A 21642-nucleotide genomic window follows, 5' to 3' on the forward strand; every position below is an offset into this window, starting at 1 on the left:
CGAATATTTAAAACCGAAGTTTTATTTAACTCTCTGAGTTGTTCGTGCCTCGCTATGCGTTGGCGTTTCCCGTCTCAGTGGGGTCGCATTATAGGGAGATCCAAAAACAGATCAACACTTTTTTTCAATCTTTTGACTGTTCGCTCAAAAAGCATGCAAAACGCTTTAAAAGAACACTCAATCGATGCTTTTTCGAGTCTTTTTTGATGTAAATTAAATTATTTCACATAAATATCATTGCTATGTTCATTTATCGCGTTAAGATAGCAAGTTCACAATGTTAAATTAATGTTTATTTCCTGTTTATTGGTAGATCAAAATGAAATTACCCGATCAAAAATCTCTTATCTCTTCAGTTATCCTTGCTGTTATTGGTTTCGTTATAGTTAATTTTGCGCCTTCGAGCCTACAATTAAGTCATGCACTGTTATTTGGTGCTGGTTTATTAATTGGTGGTGTAGTTATAGCTGCAATGTCATCTGGCGATGTAGAAGAAGCCGAAGTAAAAACAAAAACACTTTATGTGGGCAATCTTCCTTATCGTGCAAATGAAGGTGTAGTTCGCGCTTTATTTGAAGAACAAGGTAAAGTGTTTAATGTACGCCTATTAAAGGATAAAAATACTGGCAAACGTCGTGGCTTTGGCTTTGTTGAAATGGCAGAGCTAGATGCTGATAATGCTATTGCAAAATTAAACGATAGCGAGTTCCAACAACGTACATTGAAAGTTCGTGAAGCAAAACAAAAACAAGATGATGAATCTAACTCTTTTCGTTCTGAGTCGGATCAATCAGCGTAACTAGCTCCACCGGTTGCTTATCAACATAAATAGAAGCCGTTGCGTAATAACGTAGCGGCTTTTTCTTGCCTGTACAATTAGCATCAAGCTCATCACTGCAATCTATATTATGCTCTTTGAGTATTGCACACACCCGTTTGGCTATTGCTACGCCGGAATCAAGTAATAATACAGTGCTGTTAAAATACTCATTCAAACCTTTTGCTAAAATTGGGAAATGCGTACAACCTAATACGACTACATCCACTCTATTATCAATAGCGAGACTATCGAGCTCTGCAACTAGTTTGTCTTGGATAATCTTTTTACTTTGATATGTTTGTTCCGCCAACGTTACAAGTTCAACACTAGCATATAAATGTACTGTGACAGCTTGACCATGCTGGCTTATCAACTGTTGTGTATAACTACTTTGTACTGTTGTTGGTGTGGCCAATAAGGCAATATGCTGTGACTTAGATAATAAAGCGGCGGGTTTAATTGCAGGTACTACACCGACGATCGGTATCGTGGTTAATTCGCGAAGCGCGCTCAGTGCTGAAGTAGATGCGGTATTACAAGCAATAACTAACACATCAACGTGTAATTGTTGTGTTTCTATAAAAATTAATAATCCGGTGAGGCGCTGAATTATGGTTTGTTGACTCAGCTTTCCATAAGGTAGGTAGGCGTTATCCATAAAATAACTATAACGGCCATCAGGTATGTATTGCTGAATATGCTTCAGCACTGTGGTACCACCAATGCCCGAATCAAAAACCATGATATGAGGTGACAAACAACTCGCTCCTTATAATAACTAAGCTGAGCAGTTTGCCACGCGGTATACTGAAAATAAAGCTTATGCTTCACTCTCTAGTGCTGCTGAGCGCAATTTATTCATTTGCTCAAACATTGATTTTGTATAGTCGACTAATTTGCCTATTTCCTCTTGGTCTTGATTTAACCATTGTAAAATGCCTGACAGTTCATTTTGCAAACCAAGATCACCCGCTTTATTAAAGGCATTTTTTAGATCGTCATTAAATGGAGCTATTTTTTCAGCCACAGCTTTCTCTGGTGTTGGTTTATTCTCTTGATAGCCTTTTATTGCTGCAAACGTTTTAGTTTGCTTTAAGTCCATTGAAAACGCGACTAGCTGTTCGTTGCCTAAGTTGAGCTCTTGTGCTTGTTCAAAGGCTTGTTCCAAATCACCACCAAAAAATGTTTTACTAACATTTTGCAAGTCTTCCATCATTGCATTAATAGCCTTTTGTTCATCTTCGTTTAAGTCACCATTTACTGACATGCTAAATGATAACTCCCGCGATTGTGATGATGCACTGGCATAGCCTTCATTTTGACCATTACGCTGATAACTACTGGCTGATTGCTGTTTAAATGCATCAGCAAAACTAATACTCACCTCGTCACCTTCTGCAGTGGTGAAGTTATACTGAGCATTATTACTTAAACTTAAATACTGTGCTTGAGTAACACTGACAGAATCCGGTTTAGGGTTAAATAAATCCTCTTCAAACTCATCCAGGCCATTAAAAATACCTTCTTTGGATTTTTCTATGCCCTGCTCAATTTCGTCGTTTAGAATACCGGTATCTTTTAATTCACCATAAGCATCATCAATACCTGTTTGCACACCTTTGCGTGCATCACTAAGCATACCTTTGAGTTTTTCATTATCGGCTCCATTGACTTGCGCTTTCTTAACGGCACCAGTTACAAAGTCCAAAACGTTTTTGACGATTTCTTCAAAATCAAATAGTGGCTTGTCTTTTTTCTCTTCCGCGACAGGTAAGCCTAAAGCCTCAGCCATTTTGTCACCTAACACTTTTGCTGCTAATTCTTTACCACGTTGCTGGTAACTATCTTGAGGCGACTGTATTGTAGGTTGCTGTAATGCAGCTTTGTTACTGTATTTATTGACGTTGTTGTTTGGAACAAAGCCAAAGTTGCCAATTTTCATGATCCGACTCCTATTTTTGCTTACTTAAGTATCGGCCCAAAAATAAATAACTAAAGTAAAATGTACAAAAAAACAGCATTTGCTATTACTCAAAATTAGGGCCTGTTGACCTTTAAGGATTAAAATTTGTTCAACCTCGGGGCGATTTAATCGCGGCGCGAGATTTGTAACCTAGTGGGCTAAGTAAAAATTGAGCAACAAAGAGTTAATCGCCCCTAGGCAGAACCCTTCGGGCAGCGCGCGTTTGGCATTTATGCTACGTTATCGCCTATTTATGGGGAATAACCACACTACATAGGCTCTGCCTTGCCTAAAAACCAAACGCACAGCTGCAAAATTAACCTAGAAAGATAAACAGACCCTAGACAAATAATCCCTGCCCCCTACAATAGCGCCGATAAACAGCATAATGAAATAAGGTAGTAGGTAATGGCGGTTATAAAGATCGATACAACAGGATACGACGCACAGTTAAATGAAAAAGAGCAACGTATCATTGCGCAATTCCAACGCTTTGGTGTTGAACAATTAGAAGTCTTTGCCTCTGAGCCAATTCATTACCGTCAACGCGCTGAATTTAGAGTATGGCACGATGGCGATGAGTTATTCCACATTATGTTTGATCAAGCCACCAAAGACAAAATCAGAGTCGATGTGTTTGACCCTGCAGCGCCGCTAATTGGGGAAGTAATGCAGGCAATGATCGATAATCTTAAAGGCTGTGAAGTCTTGCGTCGTAAATTGTTCCAAATAGATTATCTTTCTAGTTTAAGCGGTGAGATTTTAGTGAGTCTGCTTTATCACAAACCACTCGACGAAGAATGGCTAGCAGCTATCAAGTCACTAAAAGAATCATTGAGTGAGCGCTTTAAAATTGATTTTATTGGGCGTGCTCGCAAACAAAAAGAAGTACTCGGTGATGATTTTGTTACTGAGCGTTTAACAGTTAATGGCCAGCAACTTATTTACCAACAAGTTGAAAACAGCTTTACGCAGCCAAATGCTAAAGTAAACATTAAGATGCTGGAGTGGGCACAAGACTTATGTAAACCACTAAAAAATGATTTACTAGAGCTCTATTGTGGTAACGGTAACTTTTCAATTGCCTTAGCTGGTTCGTTTAATCGTGTATTAGCAACCGAAATTTCTAAATCGTCAGTACACTCAGCGCAGTATAATATTGCTAAAAATAACGTAACTAACTTAGATATCATTCGTATGTCGAGCGAAGAGTTTACTCAAGCTATGAAAGGCGAACGAACCTTCTCACGTTTAGAAGGGATTGACTTAAGCAGCTATGATTGTCAGACCATTTTAGTTGATCCGCCGCGCGCAGGCATGGATACACTAACATGTGATTTGGTGGCTAACTACGAGAGTATTATTTATATCTCATGTAACCCTGATACGCTAGAGCGTGATTTAGAGCACCTAACTCGCACTCATGAAGTTAAACGGTTTGCGATTTTTGACCAATTTCCATATACCCACCACATTGAATCAGGGGTATTTTTACAACGTAAATTGTAAAGTATCTATGCCAGTGCTTTTACTAGCGCTGGCATTTGCTGCTCACTAAAGACTTTAATACCATTCTTTTCTAATAGCGAAGCCGTTAATCCCATTCCAACCACCTTAATACCACTGTGCGAGCCATCGTAAATTGTATTACGACCACAAGAAGGACTTGATTCCTTTAATAGCGCAAAACGAATATTGTACTGTTGGCAAAGGCGTAATGCTTGTTTTGCACCTAGCTGAAATTCCGGTGTCACATCATCACCAGTATTGGTAATCACTTTACCGTTGACGATTTCAGCAGGATCTCTAGGAGTGGATAAACCACCAGCAATCTCAGGACAAAAAGCGACTATACGTTCCTGCTGCTGCCATGCGATAAGCTGAGGATGGAGTAACTGTTGTCCGCTACCATCGTAGCGCACGGGAGCACCAAGTAAGCAACTTGAAACCAGTATTTTATGCATTTCTTACCACCTGCAACAAAAAAGCTCCGCGTACGGAGCTTTTTTACAATAAACACTAAACCGCTCTATTTAGCAGCTAAGTAATTAATCAATTTGCTAATATCTTCAGGCTCAGTAATACCTGATTCACGACCAAGGTTAAGCTTATATTTACCATTTACGATAAATGTTGGTACGCCACGCAGTGCCCCCTTATCTTTATAGTAATCTTGGTCACGCTTCATTTTTGAACTCATAGTGCGTACTGAAAAACTTTTATACAGTTTATCAAACTTATCACCGTCAACACCTTGCGCGACAAATACATCTTTAACATCAGCTAATTCATTAAACTTAGCACGTTTAACGTGAACATGATTAAACATAGCAGCAATAATGGCATCTTTTTGTGGTAGTACTTCAGCTGTTGCAAGTGCCTGTGAAATCATTTGTTGATTTTCAGGATCACGCACACCAACAAAATCGACGTGGCTCTTTTTAAATTCAATACTTGTATCAAGTTTAGGTTTAACCTCAACTAATAGAGCTTCGTAGTTATTACACGCTGGACAATAAAATGAGAAAAACTCTTTTACCTCTGGCTTTTTACTAGCGCGCTCAGATACTACATCATAATGCACACCTTCTTCATAAGTTGTTGGTGCTGCATTCGCGGCTAATGGTAATAAAAGTGCCAGCAATCCTGCTTTAACTAATTTGATCATCGGTAAAAACTCCAAAAATTATTGTTTTAATAGCTTATTGTTGTAATAAAAAGGCAACTAACTCATCAAGCTGCTCTTGGCTCTTGATGGTATTGATATTGATTTTATATTTATCATTAACGATAAACGTTGGTACACCGGTTAAGGCTCCCATTTGTGAAAACTTATTTTGCTTGTCTTGCATGGCTTTTTCCGCCGCAATCACAGGCATGCTGGCAATATCTTTATCAAAGGTATCGCTATCAATACCATTTACTGCAAGTAATGCTTTGACGTCTTTAATGTTATTGAGTGGAGCACGTTTTATATGAATGCTGTCAAACATTTGATCTGCAACTTGCTCACCTTTGTTATGCTGTTTAGCAATGATATACGCATAACTCAAATTACTTTGCACTTCTGGCGCTAAACCACCTAAAAAGTTGACATGGTTTTTTACAAACTCAGTACCTGCAGGCAAGCTTTTTTCCATTGCTTTAGCTACAGCTTCAAACTTAAAACAGTGCGGGCAATAAAATGAAAAGAACTCTGTTACTTGTGAGGTTTTACTTTTTTCAATTTTTAGTACGTCATAGTGCTCACCAGCTTTAAAGTCTGCAGCCATCGCAGCAAAAGGTAAACATAACAGTAGTAAACTCAATTTTAGTTTTTTAAGCATTGGACTCTCGTTTCAAATATTTTTAATAATTAGTTAGGCAGCAACTTCAGCGGCGGCTCTTGAAGTGCAGAATACTGCTCTTTCAGCGCTAAAATTTGTTGCTCCCAGTATTTGTCATCAGCAAACCATGAAAAGTTCCGCGGAAATGCCGGATCTTCCCAACGTTTAGCTAGCCACCCCATATAATGAATCATACGCATTGCCCGTAATGGTTCAATTAATTTGAGTTGAGTGTGATCAAAATCACAAAATTCTTCGTAGGCAGTCACTAAGGTATCTAACTGTAACAGTTGATTGTTTCGATCGCCACTGAGCATCATCCATAAATCTTGAATCGCAGGCCCTTGACGACTATCGTCCAAATCAACAAACATCAACGCATCACCGGCCCACAGAATATTACCGGCATGGCAATCACCATGTAAACGTATAGTATCCACCTGCTGGTAAAGCGATTTCGTTTTAGCGATCACCATATCCAAAATAGTATAAAACGCGGTAGTTAAACTGCTAGGCACCAGATTACTGTTTTGTAACTGAATTTTAGCTGTATCTAGATACTCGTCACACCCTATGACCGGACGTTCGCTAAAAACATTGGCTTTAGCTGCTTGATGCATTCGACCAATCAAGCGTCCTAACACATCTAACTGATCAAGATTATCAACTTCAAAGATGCGCCCCCCGACACTTGGGAACAAAGTAAATAGATAACCATTATGCTCAAATAAGCTTTCGCCATTACGCTGTATCGGCGCAACTACAGGCACTTCAGCATCAGCCAATTCAAATGCAAAGCTATGCTCTTCGAGTATTTGTGCCTTACTCCAGCGCTCGGGGCGATAAAATTTCACCACATAACGTAGGCCATCTTCAGCTTTGAATTGATAGACACGGTTTTCGTAACTATTCAGTGCTAATAAGCCAGACTCTGCGTAAATACCAATACTTTCGACCGCATCTAAAATCGAATCCGGGGTGAGGTCAACAAAACTAAATTTACTCATAATTCTCATCAATTATAAAAAAAGCGGGAAAATCCCGCTTTTTATTTGTTATCAGTGTACTTAACTATCGCGCTTTAAAGAAGTTACTCGGCTGCGAAATTTGTGAACTTGGATTGTCCACTGGCGATAATACAAAATTAAACTCGGTCATAGGCGCTTTCAAATCATACGGATCCATCACCAATGATAATGGCACGTTATGCGATTCGCCCGCTTGCACGGTAAAAGTTTGCTTACCTATGTACTTAAAGTTCTCCAGTCCTACCACCTTAATATTAAAGGTTTGCTCGTATTGTGCTTTGTTGATCACTTTAAGTGTGTAGGTATTTTCGACAAGCCCATTAAAATCGACTCGATAGAGTTGATTTCGATCGCGAATAATATCTAAGTCCATTGGCTTACGCATCACAATATTCGTTACCAGCGCTGCGCTGAGCACCACTAATATAACAATATAACCAATAATCTTAGCGCGCAGAGGATTGGTTTTATTCTCTGGCGTTTCTAGGTTACGCTCAGTGGTATATGAGATAAGCCCGCGCGGATAATTCATCTTATCCATTACTCCGTCGCAGGCATCGATACAGGCGCCACAGTTAATGCATTCAGCTTGCAGGCCATTGCGAATATCGATCCCTGTTGGGCATACTTGTACGCACAAATTACAGTCAATACAGTCACCTAAGCTAAGCTCTTCTCGATCTTGTTTACGACTACGTGGCCCACGATTTTCACCACGTTTTTCATCGTAACTTACTGTGAAGGTATCTTTATCAAACATTGCAGATTGAAAGCGCGAATACGGGCAGATATGCAAGCACATAATTTCGCGCATCCAACCAGCATTACCATAAGTACATACAGTAAATACGATAATGCTAACCAGCGCATAGCCACCTACATCAAAAGTAACAAAATCCGGTAACAGCTGACGAATAGGTGTGAAATAACCAACAAAGGTCAGTGCGGTGTATAAAGAAAAAGCTATCCAACCTGTATGCTTGGCTGTCTTACGCCAAAATTTATCAAAGTCCATTGGTCGCTGATCAAGCTTCTTGCGTTGATTCGCTGTCCCTTCGAACTTTTCTTCAAACCAAATAAAAATAAACGTCCAGACTGTTTGCGGGCACGTATAGCCACACCATACCCGACCGTAAAAGGTGGTCACTAAGAATAACGCGAATGCAGCAAGCATCAGAATAAAAGCAAGAATAGTAAAATCTTGTGGCCATAGAGTTAGCCCAAAAATGTTATATTTTTGACCAATGAGGTCAAATAACACAGCTTGTTGGTCATTAAAGTTTATCCATGGCAGCGCCATGAACGCCAACATACCAAGAAAACCAATGCGCTGTCTTAATAGTTGATGTAACCCTTTAACCGCACGTACATAAATGCGATTGCGGGGATTAAATCTATCCTGTTGAGCATAGAGATCGGGCTTTTCGATCTTGACCTCACTAGGAATATTTTTTACTTTTATTTGCTTGTCCATCGAAGTTCCTCAACGCCGCTTGGAGAATGAAAGTCAAACAATCATATAACGCTATTTAGATAGCTAACAACTAAGCTTACATTTAAAAATAGTGCAAACTGAACTACTGTGCTGTAAAAGTTCAGAGATTTCTGAAAAATCTAATTGTTCTCTGTCATTATACCAACTCTCCTCAAAAAAGCTGATATTCATTGATAATAATTTATTCACCTAACTTGCTTGCTTTACAAAGGGGCATTTTATTACACTGGTGCCTAATTCGTACCCGTTCAGATCAAAGTTTACTCACATATGAAAAAATTCCTTGTACTAGTTGTAGTGATACTTGCGTTATTCACAATTGATCATCCAATGATAAAAGAACCTCGAGAAAAGTTATTAGGAGAAGGTGTAGGGCTATTAAGTAGTGCTAGCAACATTAACCGTGGACCCGCTGCGAGCATGGCAAAAAACCGCATCAAGTCAGAACTAACACTTTCAGAAAGCGAGTTAGAGTATTTAGAAGAAACCATGCAAACTGATGAACAGCTGCAGCTATTCCATACTCGTTACTGCCGCAGTAAAGATCTCAACTTATATTTTTATGAAGATCGTTTAAATACAGTGTGTGACATCGTCTCAACATCATTGGCTGAGCGCAGAGGTAAATAGTGGATTTTTCAGCTTTAACAAAAAAAAGCAGCGCATCGTTTAACCAACATAAAAACCTACTGAAGAAGCTGGCGAAAGGGCAAACGGTTAAATGTGAAGTATGCCAAGGCATATTAACGTTAGATTTAAAGACTCAGCAACCCGGCCAAGGGGTTGCTAAATGCCCTAAGGGCTGTACTGAAATTGTGTTGGATTTAGCATAATGCTAACTCCAACCATCTTCTTCATCTGCGTACAAACCACTTTGCACCGCGATAATTTCTATTAACTCAGCAAATCCTAATGCAAAATCTCCCATTAGTTCATACTGTTGCTGGCATAGTTGTATTTCACTAAGCTGATTTTGCTGGGCAATTGTTGTGATAAGCTGGGGCTCTAAAGCAAAAAAGCCTAAACTGGCGTAAGCGGTTTGCAATGCATCAGTTAAGTCTGTTGTAAGTGCATCAGCTTGCATTAGCTTATCAATATACACCTGTGCTCCCTGAACAAAACCCTGACACCATTGCTGGCATTCATGCAAATCTAGGTAGCTGTCGTCTTGATCACTCACCTGTAAACTTACAGGGAGCTTAAAACCTGTTTCATAAACTTGCTCACTGATCTGATGATACAAAGCCATAAATGCAAATAATGTTTGTTCTTCTAGCTGGCCGTGTGCATCTGGCACTATCTGCTCAAGCCACTCGTGTACGTCTAATGGCTCAGGAGAGCAAATAACCGCAAATAAGTAACCTTGGCTCTGCACAAATGTCATGGCGCCATTGCGGCTCGCTAAATACGTACTTAACTGCTGGCCATGTTGCTGTGTAAATTCAGGAATTTGCATAAAACAATTCAGCCTTGTTTAAAAATTTAATGGATAACGGCCATCACTATCTGCACGGCCTAAAAATTTGGCGGCATCGTGTACTTCTTTTGGTAGTGATGCTTCTGGCTTGATATATCCAGCCACTTTAAAGTCCATGTTTGCTTTTAAGGTTGCATCAGCCGCTAAGCCTAAGCGGTTTTCAGGATCAACTAACACGGCTATATCGCCCGACTTACAGCTTAACTTGCCACTTAATGGACCAACGCTAAACCAGCCAGACAATCCTTGCACATCGATGTTTGGACTGGCGATTTCACCTTTTAATGCATCACAATAAGGCGCTCCTGAGAGATATTCATCTAACTCAACAATTACTCTGCCTTTAGCATTAATAGGTAATGGCAACTGCAAACGCTGCATCGCACGTTCAACACTCAAACGCAATGTAGCATCATTTAATGCAACTACTTGATCAAGTAAACCATAACTAAAGTCACCGCGTCCTGACAGTTCACTGGTCTGTCGCGGATCACCAAACTTTACACTGCCTGTAAGCTGTCCGGTGAATAATGCCCAACCAGAAATATCCCAGTTTAAATTATTAATCTGTTCATCTTGATAGCGCAGCTGCATGATTCTACCCTGCCAAATGCTACCCGATGCTTTACCTATTTGCAGATCTTTAGGTAGATAAGGATTTGCTAAATTAAGCGCAACTGCAGCTGGCGTTTTTAATAGTGCAAAAAAGATAAAACCGAAGAAAAATATTACTATAAGAATCGCTATTTTTTTCATTCTTTACTTCTCTAATACCAGTCGGCTAACGCGCACGTAGCCTGGTTTATCATCGCGACTGAGATCTAAATTTTCAATCAATACGCCTTTAGTGTTTACCAGTTCATCAAGCCATTCTATGAGCTTATTAAACTGTACCGAGTCGATGGTTAATCTTAATGAATTATCGCTAGGCTGCATTTTGCTTATGGTTATATCGTAGCGAGCGCGGCTAGCATTAACTATTTGACTCAAGTTTTGGTCACTTGTAACAGCACGCGCACTACCCGCTTTGAGTTTAACAATACTGTTATCAACCCACGCTAATAATTCTTGCTGTTTAACTTGGTTTTTTTCAGCTTCAGTTATCGCGTTGTTTAGTGGTCTAAAAATACCCATAACTAATATAAAAATAACAAAAATAACCCCAGCGACCATCACTAACTGTTGCTCTTGCTCTTTTAAGCCACGCCAATGTTTTAAAAGTTGTTGTTTCATGCAGCACCTCGTAGTTTTATTTCACCGACTACAAAGTCGCCATCATTATTTAATGAGCCTTGGTCTACAGTTAATCCGCGTTGTTCAAGAATTGCTTTAACTTTGCCAAAGGTTTGAAAATCTTTTCCGCGAGCACGAACTCTAAGTTCATTGCGACGTTGATCATAACGCAATGTCTCAGGAGTAAACTCTTGCACTTGGCTAAATACCCCCACCAGCTCATTCGTTAAATCTAGGAATCCGGCACTGCTGCCACCCTCTAATTTAGCCAATTCACCCTGAATTTGGTTTTTAATCAAATGCGGACGAACTGTTTTCCCCGGAAAGGCCGTTTGATAGCGCTCAACCACTTGTGTTTTAGCGACTTCAAGCTCACTATTTAACTGATACAATTCAAGACTTTTTACTGCCACAGAGCCAACTAACGCGACACTCGCTGCAATGGCGGCACCTTGCCAATACGCCCACCATAATGCGCTTTTCTTTTTCAGTTGATATTGGCCTTGGCGAAGATTGAATTTTATCTCAGGTAATTGTTTAGCAAATAACGCCAGCGGCAAATCATAAGCATCGGTATGCGCCGTAAGATTAACCGTTTCTGGAAATTGCGAGGCAGGGCTGTAATGTGCAACATCAGGGTGACCTAAAGCAGTTAAATACTCAGCCAACCAGCTTTGCTCTACAGCACTTATCCGCCATGAGCCTTGCTTACATAGCCATTGGTTATTAAGCTCAATAACGCTTAATCCCTCATGTTCCGCAGTAGGAAGCAATAATGCATCGGGTAACAGTTTTAACACTGCAATTTCATGTTCAGCAAATACAGCTAACCAAGTTTCAAACCATTCTCGGTCAGTCATGGCAACTTTAATGGCGTGCTTGTCACCGACCATAGTAGGCTCAGCAATCGCGATAAATAAGTCATCTACGTCACATGCAATCTCTTCTTCGAGCATATATGGGAGCGCTTGCTCAAGCTTACGATTCCATTTGGTCGGCAGGATTACGGTTTTTAGTTGCACCTGATCACATGGCAGTAATACCACAACTTCACGATTCTGTGCTTTTTCAACTAACTCACTCAGTTGCTCAGCGTTCGGCAATCCGCCACTGGCAATTATTTCTTGTTCTAATGGTGAGTAAATCAGCCAATTAATACTTTCTTGTTGAGTTTGACCCGTGCGGATCAACAGTATTTCTGTCACTGTACGCCTCCAAATTTTCGCGCCAGTATAGTTACTTCGCCATCTTTGGCATGCAGTAATGTGGTCATCGAAAAACGCAGATCGACAAATTTAGCCTGCGCTTGTAGTTTAAAATATTCGCTATTTATGGTGAACAGTTTTTCAACAGACTTAACATTTTGAGCCCCTTGTTGATTCACTTGTTCAAAAAATTCTTCAATATTATTAAAGCCTTCTTCTGGCCGGACTGATAGCACACTTTGCGCACCTGACTCACTCAAACCATCAATCAATGCACTCAATAATAATGCCTGTTCAGGAGCGATTGTATTGACATTAATTGCTAACAATTCGCTACCTGGGATCACGCATACGTATGGCAAGATTTTTTCCATCACTAATGGATTAAACCCTTTAACCAAACGCAGCTCTGAGCTTGATGCAAAAAAACTATTCGCTGTCATATATGGTGATTTACGCGATAAATACTCATCTTCTTCAGCACCAGAACGATAAGTAATACTATCTTCATCGAGCCAGTCGTAAACACTGTCAGCCATGGCTTCTTCCGACTCTTCTGCTGGCAAGTCCTCAATATTTTCTAATAGCGCTAATAACGCGGTGTGCGCAGGATTGGTTTTATCAGTACTACCCGCTTGTGGCGCTTTAACACGTAATGCATTGAGATTTAAACAAGCCTGTAAGTCCGTGATCTTGCCTTGCAAGGTACCATTATCGACCGGATAAGGAATATCGCCTTGTTGCGCCCAAATTTGTTTTAAAGTGGTTTTTTCAGGGTCATCTTTTTTGCTTTGTAATAACGCTTTAATAGCCAGCTCTTCTGCTGCATAGGCATACCACTTGGCTTGCTGATGGCCTTGTATGTTGGTACTTTTTTGAACTTGAACAAGCAAGTTAGCACTCATCTCTACGGCTAAAATTGATGCCAAGGCAACAATAAATAAGACAATTATAAGCGCGGCGCCATGTTGGGATTTATGGTTCATTTAAACCTCCCATCTTTCCATTACCCGGTACTAAAAAAACGCGTCTTATTGGTTCTTCATCAATTTGTTGCAATGTGACCGCCACAGCTTTTGGCAATGACTTGCCCTGCCACTGCTCTTGCCATTCATTTTTTTCATCTAAAAATTCAAATTTAAGATCTTCGATATCTTTAAGAATAACTTGCACTCGCGGCTCAAGATTATCGAGTTGATCAACATAGACCCTATATATACGCTCAAGGTTGTCATCAATAACACGATAACCCACCGCTTGTAGCTCTGAGCGCGGTAATAAATTAATTGGGTTAACCCAGCCATCTCGCACAAAGGCAATACCATCATACTGGCTATTAATGGTGTAACGCCCAGCAAGTAGATATTGTTCTTGCACATCACCGGCTTCATTGCGCACGGCACGTTTAGTCATTTGGCTGAAATCTTGATCCATTAACCTAAAGGTCGTTTGCAAACCATTCAATTCTGCAATTTTTTCGTCTGATGCATCTTTCGCTTTCGTGGTCGAATCAAGAATTTGGTGAGTAGCTAACACGACGAATGCTAAAATCCCCAGCGCTACCATCACTTCTAATAGTGTAAAACCGCGCTGCTTCACTTATTTGCTACCTTTATTTAAATAGCTGATGAGCTCATAAACCGAGTGCTCTAACTTTTCATCGCTAAATACATTAATAGTCACTTTTACAAAACTTTTATCTGCTGTCGCTTCGGTATCTTGACGCCAATACCATTCTATACCAGCCATTGTTTCAGTGCCTTTTGCGCCATTTTTGCCTTGCCACTTATCGCCTAAGGTACGCTGTTCAATCATTACATTCTCAGCCACCCAAGAGGCATAGGTTTGCTCTTCAAGGCTTGATAAATGATTAATATGCTCGGCTGTCGCTTGCATGGCGGCAATCCCAGCCATGGCGCAAATACTCAGCGCCACCATAACCTCAAGTAAAGTAAAACCTTTAGACCTGCGATACATTATTCTGGCTCTCTGCGTAAGTTAACCGGTGCGGAAAATTCCCCTTCGATGAAATACACAGGTTCTTTTTCATCTTTTAATTCATAGATAAGTTGAAATGCGCTCACCTCACCAGAAGATAAAATTAGCACTTGCGGGATTTTCATTTTTTGCAATTCGAGTAAGCTATCATCATCACCGCCACTCATTAACTCGCGCCAATTGGATTGCTCGAGTAGATTATCTTGAGCCCATGCGAGATCTTCTAGATTAAGTGTCAACTTAAGACGTTCATCAACAGTCATCGGCGCAAACAGCTTTTCTCGGTCGAAGGTGATCCATTTTTCACCATCAAACACTAAAAACTCTAAGGTATCTTTATCAAGCTGAAAACCTAATTCAACCTGATTTAAGATTGCAAATTCAGAAGCCATATTAATGGTGGTATGCAGTCTCAGTGCTTGTTTATCCAATTCATCTTCAACACCGCCATCAAGACTATATACCACCATTTTAGTGGCGAAGGCGATCACCACCAGCACAACCAAAATTTCAATTAAACTAAAGCCACGCATCGGTGACTTTAGCTTTGCAAGGCGCAACTTAGCCCGACTTAACATCATGCTAAGCTCGGTGCTGGGTGTAAAAACGCCTTTATACTAAGATGCATTATTATTTTTCTTCATCCCAGTTACCAATGTCGTCATCAGTACCCACTTCGCCATCGGGTCCCATTGAAAACAAATCAAATTTACCAACTTCACCTGGGCTGATTAACTGGTACGGATTTCCCCATGGATCTTCTGGTAATTTAGAAATAAAGCCACCTTCAGGAAAACGCTTTGGTACTGGCTCTACGCTAGTTTTAGTCACTAACCCTTCAAGGCCTTGCTCAGTGGTTAAGTACGCTTTGTTCTTTAATTTATAAAGACTCATAGCATCTTCAAGCTGCTGAATATCAAGATGCGCTTTATCAAGTGCCGCTTCTTCTTGCTGGCCCATAATATTGGGTGCCACGATTGACATGATCATGCCAATGATAACCAGTACCACCATAACTTCGAGTAATGAGAAACCTGCTTGTTTATTCACGTACATACCTCTGTTGTTCTTAATAATTAACTATCGTAACACGGTAAAAATGCATTACGAAATCCCTAAAATAGTTAAAGTCCAATCGCTTTATTCATTGCCATAATAGGTTGTAATATGGCCATTACGATAAACAATACAATAACCGCCATGGACGCTATCATCGCAGGCTCTAAGAGTTTTAGCGAGACATTTACCATGGTTTCAAATTCACGGTCTTGATTGTTTGCAGCACGCTCTAGCATTTGCTCGAGCTCACCTGATTTCTCCCCACTGGCGATCATATGCAGCATCATCGGTGGGAATAATTTTGTTTGTTGTAAGGACGCTCTTAAACTTGCCCCTTCACTAACGCGGGTTGCGGCATCCGCCACTGCTTTTTTAATTTTCTCGTTGATCAATACGCCACCAGAAATACGCATTCCCTCGAGTAACGGCACTGAACTTGATGACAAGATACTCAGTGTACGAGCAAATCTGGCGGTATTAATACTACGAGCAACTTTGCCAATGCCCGGCATCATCAAAATTTTCGAATCATACCAAAAGCGGATCTTAGGCTGTTTTAGCGCATGTTTAACACCAATCACTGTCGCGGTAAATAACACCAAAGTAATGAACCAATAATTTTGCACATAGTTACTAGCAGCCATTACCCATTCCGTCGTCCAAGGTAAAACCTGCTTTGACTTTTCAAATGTCTTCAATATTTTAGGCACTACAGTACCTAGTAATATTGAAACGATACCAATGGCAAATATTACTAATATCACCGGATACACCATCGCTTGTGTGATTTGACTACGCATGTGTTGACGTTGTTCCGTGTAATCGGCTAAACGGTTCAATACAGCATCTAAGTGACCTGATTTTTCACCCGCAGCTACCATAGCGCGGTATAAATTATCAAATACATGTGGAAACTCAGACATGCCATCAGCCAAGGTATAACCTTCAACAACTTTTGAACGCACCGACATTAACATACGCTTCATACGCGGCTTTTCACACTGCTCAGCCACCGCCATTACCGCCCCTTCAACCGGTAACGCCGATTGAATGAGTGTAGCGAGTTGGCGAGTGATCAAAGCGAGATCTGAGGTAGATATTTTCGCTTTAAAAAAGCTGCCAAATGGCGAGCTTTTTTCACCTTTAACTTGTTTATCACCCTCTGCGGCGGGCACAACTTCGAGCGGCGTAAGACCTTGTTCACGTAAAGATTGGCGAATTTGTTTCGCGGTATCCGCTTCTTGAATACCTTTTTTCTCTTTGCCGCGAGCATCGAGCGCGCGATATTCAAATGCTGCCATTGTTAACCTTCCTCACGCGTTACACGTAATACTTCTTCAAGGGTGGTTTTACCGGCTAATACGCGACTACAGCCATCTTGGCGAATACTTGGGGTATGTTTGCGAATGTACTTTTCAACACTTTGCTCACCTTTACCACTGTGAACAAGTTCGCGAACAGTTTCATCAACTACCAGTAATTCATGAATACCGGTACGACCACGGTAACCATTAAAGTTACACTCTTCACAGCCAACGGCTCGGTAAATAGTCGGCGGATTTACAAATGGTACGCCGAGCAATTCACACTCGCGCTCATCTGCAACATGACCTTCTTTACAGCTCTTACATAAAGTTCGCACTAGACGCTGCGATAACACCCCTAACAAAGAAGATGATAGCAAGAAGGGTTCAACCCCCATATCTTCCATACGAGAGATAGCACCTGCTGCGGTATTGGTATGCAATGTCGACATCACTAAGTGACCTGTAAGTGAGGCTTGCACGCCAATTTGTGCGGTTTCAAGGTCACGTATTTCACCAACCATTACTACATCAGGATCTTGACGTAAGATTGCCCGTAAGCCTCGGGCAAAGGTCATATCAACTTTAGTATTTACCTGAGTTTGACCAATACCTGGGATTTCATACTCGATTGGATCTTCAACCGTTAAGATATTACGATCGCGAGAGTTAATTTGGCTCATGCCCGCATAAAGCGTGGTACTTTTACCAGAACCAGTTGGACCGGTCACCAAAATAATTCCGTGCGGTTTACTGATCAAATCAGAGAACAATTCACGATTGCGCAGCGTCATACCTAAATCTTCAAGATTTAAACGCGCGTTATTTTTATCAAGTAAACGCAGTACAACCCGCTCACCAAAACTTGATGGCATGGTTGATACCCGAACATCAACGGCACGTCCTGCGATACGCAAACTAATACGACCATCCTGCGGGATACGCTTTTCTGCAATATCGAGTTTCGCCATTACTTTAATACGCGAAACTAACAATGAAGCGAGTTTACGATTCGGCTTTAACACTTCTTTAAGCACGCCATCAACCCTAAAGCGGATCACCAGCTCTTGCTCAAAGGTTTCGATGTGAATATCTGACGCGCCTTCTTTAATCGCTTCACTGAGCATCGCATTGATCAATTTAATGATTGGTGCATCATCATCTCCGGCAAGCAAATCTTCCGTTTGCGGCATATCTTCAGCCAGTGAAAATAAATCAACTTCGTTACCTATGTCTTCCATCATTTGCTGGGTTTCAGAACTATCGCGTTGATACGATGCCTCTAATAACAACTCAAACTTGTCATCAGCTAAATGTTCAAGCGTAAAGCCATGCCCAGCAATGCGGCGCACTTCTAACAATGCATCAATATTAAGCTCACCACGATAGAAAACCACCCGGTCATCATTATTTTTACTTAATAACATGCCTGCACGTCGTGCATATGAAAATGGTAGCCGCTTATTAGGCAGTTCAACTAAATCGTTACTGGTCATCAGCTCGCTATTATTTAGCGGCTGTGAGGGCTCTGCGGTGATCTCAGTGATTGCATCAGTCATTATTGCGCTCATCTGTATTTTGCTGTCTTAAGTATTCTTCATAAGTTGGCGGTAATACTAATGCATCATTCCACTCAGGTAGGATTGGTGCATCGGTTAGAGGCATTAAATCAATACCATCTTCTTTTTGTTTATACTGCTCACCACGGATAAAGTTATATTTGCTGTGGCTTAATTTATTCATTTTAATACCATCACGAATAATGGTTGGGCGAATAAACACGATTAAATTACGTTTACGCTTGCTGGTGCTGGTTGAGCGGAATAAGTGACCAAGGATAGGAATATCACCTAATATTGGTACCTTTGAGACACTTTCTTGCACGTCTTCATCAATTAGACCACCAAGCACAACCATGCCGCCATCATCAGCCATAACCGTGGTTTTAATGGCACGTTTATTAATAGATATATCCACCGAAGTAGTACCACTCACGCCAGATACTTCTTGCTCAATGGTTAACTGTACAGCTGAACCATCATTTATTTGTGGCGTTACTTTAAGTTTTACACCTACCTCTTGACGCTCTACTGTTTGAAATGGATTAGAATTATTAGAACCCGTTTGCGAGCCAGTAATGATCGGCACTTCTTGACCGACAATCATCGATGCCTCTTCGTTATCCATGGTGGTAACCGAAGGCGTAGCAAGAATATTTGAGTTAGTATCAGTAGAGACTGCTTGAATGATCGCGCCCCAATCGTTTTTAACAATCCCCATAGCCAATCCATTGATGCCCCCTAACAACGCACCTAACGGGCCAAGATCACCTTTTTGCGTTTCATCGTATTCCTTAAGCTCAGTATTATCACCAGTGAGAGTTTTAGTCACTGTCTTATCACGGGCTTGTTCAGCAGCTACAGCTAAAGAACCAACAGGAACGGTTGTGCCGTTATTAAACTGCATCATACCGCCTTGCTCTGAAATCCATTGCAGACCAAAGTTAATACCATCAGCTTCCATTACTTCAACAATGATTGCTTCAACGAGTACTTGAGCTCGACGAATATCAAGCCGTTCAATCACTGACTCCAATGAACGCATGGTGTCAGGTTGAGCAGTAATGACCAATGAGTTTGAATCTGGGTGAGCTTCAATACTGGTTTCGTTTTGGTTGCGGCTACGGGTTTTAGTTGCCCCACCTTGACCTTCTTCACCAAGCGTTTTGCTAACCCCTTGCAACACTTTCACTAAATCTTCAGCGCTGGCGTAATTAAGGTAAATTACTTTAGTGTTGCCTTGGCTTTGTAACTCACCGTCAAGGCGTTTAATTAATTCAATAGCACGCGTTCTTGCTTGGCCTTCGCCACTGACAATAACGCTATTAGTACGGCCATCAGCCACGACTTTAGGGATCAAAAATTCTGGGATACTGCCTTTACCGCTATCTTTGTAAATATTATCAACCACAGATACCACATCATCAGCGGTGGCAAAGTTTAGCTTTACAATATCAACCCGCTTATCACCGGCTTGGTCAACTGAGCGAATAATTTCAACAAGTCGGTTTACTGAGGCAGCATGACCGGTCAACATCATGACGTTTGCAGCGTTGAAGTTGGCAACATGACCGCCATCTTTTTGGTCGCTAAACTGACGCACTAATGGACCTAGTTCTTGTACGCTAACATTTTTTACACGTACGACACGAGTGATCATCATATCACCGCGCGCTTGGTCGTCTTCAGTAACTAACGGTACGTTTGATTTTTTAGCATCAGAGCTTTTTTCAATTTTTAATATACCGTTATCCATTTCAACAGCTGAATAACCGTAAACTTCTAGTACATTTAAGAAGAATTGATAATAAAGTGCTTCATCCATCAATTCATAGCTGCGTACGTTTACTTTACCACGTACGTTCGGGTCGATAATGACGGTCTTATTTAGATTTTTACCAACGATATTAATAAACTCGTTGATATCGGTCCCTTTAAAGTTTGCAGCATACTCAACGGCAGACACCGATAGAGATAAGCTAGCCACAAAAAAAAGTGTTGCGTACTTAGCTAACCCTTTTCTGATTTTTTTGAGGTGTAGCGCGTGAACCATTATATTAAAACTCCAAAGCTAAGTTATTGCAGGCTAAATTGCACATCAATCTGCTCGCCATCACGGTCAATTGTAATGTTCGCATCGGTACTATTACGCAGCTCATTAATGGCTGACATGGCCTGTTTTAAATCTGTTAATTGATAGCCGTTAATCGATACAGCCAAATCGTTATTTTGTAACCCCATCTGCGTAAATAATGCAGGGTCTTTACCTGGGCTTAAACGATAGCCAATAAGCTCACCATCCTTCATAGCCTGAGATACTCGAATATAGTCAAATAGTTTACCGGGGTCTTTTAACAGTTCTTCCCGGGTATCTATAAGTGCTTCTTTTACTTCTTGATTTGCTGTTACATCAATCTGACGGTCACTTTCCATTTGCGGACCGTCATCGAGTTCAGGTTCATCACTATCACGTTCGGCAAGTACTGGCATTGACACTGTTTTGGTAAAATCTACGCCATCAAGCATTAACGTTTCAAAACGGCCACTAACATCTAAAATTACTCGATCAGGTAATACTTGCGCAAGTTTAGCGCGAGTGCCTTGCACAACGTCATCCACCAAATAGGTTGATTGTTGACCTTGAGACTCAATAATTGCCAAGCCTGTTTGATCATTGCCACTGACTGCAACAATACCAGTTAAATTAATGCTTAATCGAGTTTCTGGCGCATTGTTAATGACTTGAGCTTGTTGGCTTGCTTGTTTTTTAGGCACTGCGTCGGCTTTACCAAACAAGTTTTGTGCTAAAATTAATTGCGTATTAACCCGTTCAGGCTTACCTGTAACGCTATTAATATAGCTTGGAGAAAGGCTAGAATTAACCGGGGTAGGCCATATTAACCAAAATAGTTTTGCAGCTAAAAAGGCAATATAAACAACGGCTAAAAGCGTTATTGCCCAACCCAATTTAGCGTGGGGTAATTTACTTACTAGATGTTTTAGCTGTTGTAATCGCTGTTCCATAAATGACGTTTCTTATTTTAATTTGCTGCTTCATCGCTGGCCTATAGTACCTTTTCATTTTTCATTCAACAAGCGCACTAATATTAAACTTTGTAAACAAGGTAAATTAACACTTACGCTGAATGTAAAAAGCTTCGACTATTTCTTTGTC

24 protein-coding genes are annotated in these 21642 nt (G+C 40.7%); 4 read left to right on the forward strand and 20 right to left on the reverse strand.

Annotated elements, in window-relative coordinates:
• Positions 1-319: 319 nt before the first annotated feature.
• On the forward strand, positions 320-799 hold the full coding sequence (locus H5163_RS19740) for an RNA-binding protein (RefSeq protein ID WP_149983393.1): 480 nt from the start codon (positions 320-322) through the stop codon (positions 797-799).
• On the opposite strand, the gene murI is transcribed toward H5163_RS19740, so the two are convergent.
• Together murI and H5163_RS19750 are read right to left on the reverse strand one after the other, a co-directional pair.
• Entirely contained in the window at positions 762-1577 is an 816-nt protein-coding gene (gene murI, locus H5163_RS19745) for a glutamate racemase (RefSeq protein WP_182735801.1), read from the reverse strand. The two genes, H5163_RS19740 and murI, sit on opposite strands and share 38 nt — an antisense overlap.
• A 63-nt stretch (positions 1578-1640) precedes the next feature.
• Positions 1641-2762 carry a DUF5610 domain-containing protein gene (locus H5163_RS19750; RefSeq protein ID WP_182735802.1) on the reverse strand — a complete coding sequence of 374 codons (1122 nt, stop codon included), beginning with the start codon at positions 2760-2762 and terminating at the stop codon, positions 1641-1643.
• A gap of 429 nt (positions 2763-3191) precedes the next feature.
• On the opposite strand from H5163_RS19750, the gene trmA reads away from it, so the two are divergent.
• Positions 3192-4292 (forward strand): tRNA (uridine(54)-C5)-methyltransferase TrmA, encoded by a 1101-nt coding sequence (trmA, locus tag H5163_RS19755; RefSeq protein ID WP_145242801.1) that lies wholly within the window; start codon positions 3192-3194, stop codon positions 4290-4292.
• 5 nt (positions 4293-4297) lie between these two features.
• Here trmA and H5163_RS19760 read toward each other — a convergent pair whose 3' ends face one another.
• The 5 genes from H5163_RS19760 to ccoG all read right to left on the reverse strand — a co-directional run bounded on the left by H5163_RS19760 (position 4298) and on the right by ccoG (position 8611).
• Positions 4298-4747: a DUF523 domain-containing protein gene (locus H5163_RS19760; protein ID WP_145242799.1), complete on the reverse strand. Its 450-nt coding sequence runs from the start codon at positions 4745-4747 to the stop codon at positions 4298-4300.
• Positions 4748-4812: 65 nt separating this feature from the next.
• Positions 4813-5451 (reverse strand): thiol:disulfide interchange protein DsbA/DsbL, encoded by a 639-nt coding sequence (locus H5163_RS19765; RefSeq protein WP_145242797.1) that lies wholly within the window; start codon positions 5449-5451, stop codon positions 4813-4815.
• Between the two features lie 34 nt (positions 5452-5485).
• Positions 5486-6109 (reverse strand): thiol:disulfide interchange protein DsbA/DsbL, encoded by a 624-nt coding sequence (locus H5163_RS19770; RefSeq protein WP_145242795.1) that lies wholly within the window; start codon positions 6107-6109, stop codon positions 5486-5488.
• A gap of 29 nt (positions 6110-6138) precedes the next feature.
• The gene (locus H5163_RS19775) at positions 6139-7116 is read right to left on the reverse strand and encodes a serine/threonine protein kinase (RefSeq protein ID WP_145242793.1); all 978 of its coding nucleotides are present in this window, start codon (positions 7114-7116) and stop codon (positions 6139-6141) included.
• Positions 7117-7180: 64 nt separating this feature from the next.
• Complete coding sequence (ccoG, locus tag H5163_RS19780) at positions 7181-8611, reverse strand: cytochrome c oxidase accessory protein CcoG (RefSeq protein WP_145242790.1); 1431 nt, start codon at positions 8609-8611, stop codon at positions 7181-7183.
• Positions 8612-8902: 291 nt separating this feature from the next.
• Here ccoG and H5163_RS19785 point away from each other — a divergent pair, with 291 nt between their 5' ends.
• Both H5163_RS19785 and H5163_RS19790 read left to right on the forward strand, forming a co-directional pair.
• The gene (locus tag H5163_RS19785) at positions 8903-9262 is read left to right on the forward strand and encodes a hypothetical protein (RefSeq protein ID WP_145242788.1); all 360 of its coding nucleotides are present in this window, start codon (positions 8903-8905) and stop codon (positions 9260-9262) included.
• Positions 9262-9465, forward strand: a complete 204-nt coding sequence (locus H5163_RS19790; protein WP_145242786.1) for a hypothetical protein — start codon at positions 9262-9264, stop codon at positions 9463-9465. The genes H5163_RS19785 and H5163_RS19790 overlap by 1 nt, the downstream gene beginning before the upstream one ends.
• Before the next feature lie 2 nt (positions 9466-9467).
• Here the strand turns inward: H5163_RS19790 and H5163_RS19795 are convergent, their stop codons facing one another.
• From H5163_RS19795 to gspC, 13 genes are all read right to left on the reverse strand, one after another.
• Positions 9468-10088, reverse strand: a complete 621-nt coding sequence (locus H5163_RS19795; protein ID WP_145242784.1) for a UPF0149 family protein — start codon at positions 10086-10088, stop codon at positions 9468-9470.
• Between the two features lie 18 nt (positions 10089-10106).
• Positions 10107-10865 (reverse strand): type II secretion system protein N, encoded by a 759-nt coding sequence (locus tag H5163_RS19800; RefSeq protein ID WP_145242782.1) that lies wholly within the window; start codon positions 10863-10865, stop codon positions 10107-10109.
• A gap of 3 nt (positions 10866-10868) precedes the next feature.
• A complete protein-coding gene (gspM, locus tag H5163_RS19805; RefSeq protein WP_182719493.1) occupies positions 10869-11342 on the reverse strand; it encodes a type II secretion system protein GspM in 474 nt (157 codons plus the stop codon).
• Positions 11339-12547 (reverse strand): type II secretion system protein GspL, encoded by a 1209-nt coding sequence (gene gspL / locus H5163_RS19810; RefSeq protein ID WP_182732555.1) that lies wholly within the window; start codon positions 12545-12547, stop codon positions 11339-11341. The genes gspM and gspL overlap by 4 nt, the downstream gene beginning before the upstream one ends.
• Complete coding sequence (gspK, locus tag H5163_RS19815; protein WP_145242776.1) at positions 12544-13533, reverse strand: type II secretion system minor pseudopilin GspK; 990 nt, start codon at positions 13531-13533, stop codon at positions 12544-12546. The genes gspL and gspK overlap by 4 nt, the downstream gene beginning before the upstream one ends.
• A complete protein-coding gene (gene gspJ, locus H5163_RS19820; protein WP_182732554.1) occupies positions 13523-14146 on the reverse strand; it encodes a type II secretion system minor pseudopilin GspJ in 624 nt (207 codons plus the stop codon). Before gspJ ends, gspK begins: the two co-directional genes overlap by 11 nt.
• A complete protein-coding gene (gspI, locus tag H5163_RS19825) occupies positions 14147-14524 on the reverse strand; it encodes a type II secretion system minor pseudopilin GspI (protein ID WP_145242773.1) in 378 nt (125 codons plus the stop codon).
• Positions 14524-15123, reverse strand: a complete 600-nt coding sequence (locus H5163_RS19830; protein ID WP_182760526.1) for a prepilin-type N-terminal cleavage/methylation domain-containing protein — start codon at positions 15121-15123, stop codon at positions 14524-14526. The genes gspI and H5163_RS19830 overlap by 1 nt, the downstream gene beginning before the upstream one ends.
• A 52-nt stretch (positions 15124-15175) precedes the next feature.
• Positions 15176-15595, reverse strand: a complete 420-nt coding sequence (gene gspG, locus H5163_RS19835) for a type II secretion system major pseudopilin GspG (protein WP_145242768.1) — start codon at positions 15593-15595, stop codon at positions 15176-15178.
• A 74-nt stretch (positions 15596-15669) separates the two neighbouring features.
• Positions 15670-16905, reverse strand: a complete 1236-nt coding sequence (gene gspF, locus H5163_RS19840) for a type II secretion system inner membrane protein GspF (RefSeq protein ID WP_145242766.1) — start codon at positions 16903-16905, stop codon at positions 15670-15672.
• Between the two features lie 2 nt (positions 16906-16907).
• Positions 16908-18467: a type II secretion system ATPase GspE gene (gspE, locus tag H5163_RS19845; RefSeq protein ID WP_145242764.1), complete on the reverse strand. Its 1560-nt coding sequence runs from the start codon at positions 18465-18467 to the stop codon at positions 16908-16910.
• Positions 18460-20520 (reverse strand): type II secretion system secretin GspD, encoded by a 2061-nt coding sequence (gspD, locus tag H5163_RS19850; RefSeq protein ID WP_145242762.1) that lies wholly within the window; start codon positions 20518-20520, stop codon positions 18460-18462. Before gspD ends, gspE begins: the two co-directional genes overlap by 8 nt.
• Positions 20521-20543: 23 nt before the next feature.
• Positions 20544-21491 carry a type II secretion system protein GspC gene (gene gspC, locus H5163_RS19855; protein WP_145242760.1) on the reverse strand — a complete coding sequence of 316 codons (948 nt, stop codon included), beginning with the start codon at positions 21489-21491 and terminating at the stop codon, positions 20544-20546.
• Positions 21492-21642: the final 151 nt, after the last annotated feature.

Origin of the sequence: Pseudoalteromonas sp. SG44-8, from assembly GCF_014164125.1 — a bacterium.
Classification (GTDB): domain Bacteria; phylum Pseudomonadota; class Gammaproteobacteria; order Enterobacterales; family Alteromonadaceae; genus Pseudoalteromonas; species Pseudoalteromonas rhizosphaerae.

Excerpts from the sequence above, each read along its gene's own strand:
- H5163_RS19740 (WP_149983393.1), top strand. The coding sequence starts at position 320 with ATGAAATTACCCGATCAAAAATCTCTTATCTCTTCAGTTATCCTTGCT.
- H5163_RS19750 (WP_182735802.1), bottom strand. The coding sequence starts at position 2,762 with ATGAAAATTGGCAACTTTGGCTTTGTTCCAAACAACAACGTCAATAAA.
- trmA (WP_145242801.1), top strand. The coding sequence starts at position 3,192 with ATGGCGGTTATAAAGATCGATACAACAGGATACGACGCACAGTTAAAT.
- H5163_RS19760 (WP_145242799.1), bottom strand. The coding sequence starts at position 4,747 with ATGCATAAAATACTGGTTTCAAGTTGCTTACTTGGTGCTCCCGTGCGC.
- H5163_RS19765 (WP_145242797.1), bottom strand. The coding sequence starts at position 5,451 with ATGATCAAATTAGTTAAAGCAGGATTGCTGGCACTTTTATTACCATTA.
- H5163_RS19770 (WP_145242795.1), bottom strand. The coding sequence starts at position 6,109 with ATGCTTAAAAAACTAAAATTGAGTTTACTACTGTTATGTTTACCTTTT.
- H5163_RS19775 (WP_145242793.1), bottom strand. The coding sequence starts at position 7,116 with ATGAGTAAATTTAGTTTTGTTGACCTCACCCCGGATTCGATTTTAGAT.
- ccoG (WP_145242790.1), bottom strand. The coding sequence starts at position 8,611 with ATGGACAAGCAAATAAAAGTAAAAAATATTCCTAGTGAGGTCAAGATC.
- H5163_RS19785 (WP_145242788.1), top strand. The coding sequence starts at position 8,903 with ATGAAAAAATTCCTTGTACTAGTTGTAGTGATACTTGCGTTATTCACA.
- H5163_RS19795 (WP_145242784.1), bottom strand. The coding sequence starts at position 10,088 with ATGCAAATTCCTGAATTTACACAGCAACATGGCCAGCAGTTAAGTACG.
- H5163_RS19800 (WP_145242782.1), bottom strand. The coding sequence starts at position 10,865 with ATGAAAAAAATAGCGATTCTTATAGTAATATTTTTCTTCGGTTTTATC.
- gspM (WP_182719493.1), bottom strand. The coding sequence starts at position 11,342 with ATGAAACAACAACTTTTAAAACATTGGCGTGGCTTAAAAGAGCAAGAG.
- gspK (WP_145242776.1), bottom strand. The coding sequence starts at position 13,533 with ATGAACCATAAATCCCAACATGGCGCCGCGCTTATAATTGTCTTATTT.
- gspI (WP_145242773.1), bottom strand. The coding sequence starts at position 14,524 with ATGTATCGCAGGTCTAAAGGTTTTACTTTACTTGAGGTTATGGTGGCG.
- H5163_RS19830 (WP_182760526.1), bottom strand. The coding sequence starts at position 15,123 with ATGTTAAGTCGGGCTAAGTTGCGCCTTGCAAAGCTAAAGTCACCGATG.
- gspF (WP_145242766.1), bottom strand. The coding sequence starts at position 16,905 with ATGGCAGCATTTGAATATCGCGCGCTCGATGCTCGCGGCAAAGAGAAA.
- gspE (WP_145242764.1), bottom strand. The coding sequence starts at position 18,467 with ATGACTGATGCAATCACTGAGATCACCGCAGAGCCCTCACAGCCGCTA.
- gspD (WP_145242762.1), bottom strand. The coding sequence starts at position 20,520 with ATGGTTCACGCGCTACACCTCAAAAAAATCAGAAAAGGGTTAGCTAAG.
- gspC (WP_145242760.1), bottom strand. The coding sequence starts at position 21,491 with ATGGAACAGCGATTACAACAGCTAAAACATCTAGTAAGTAAATTACCC.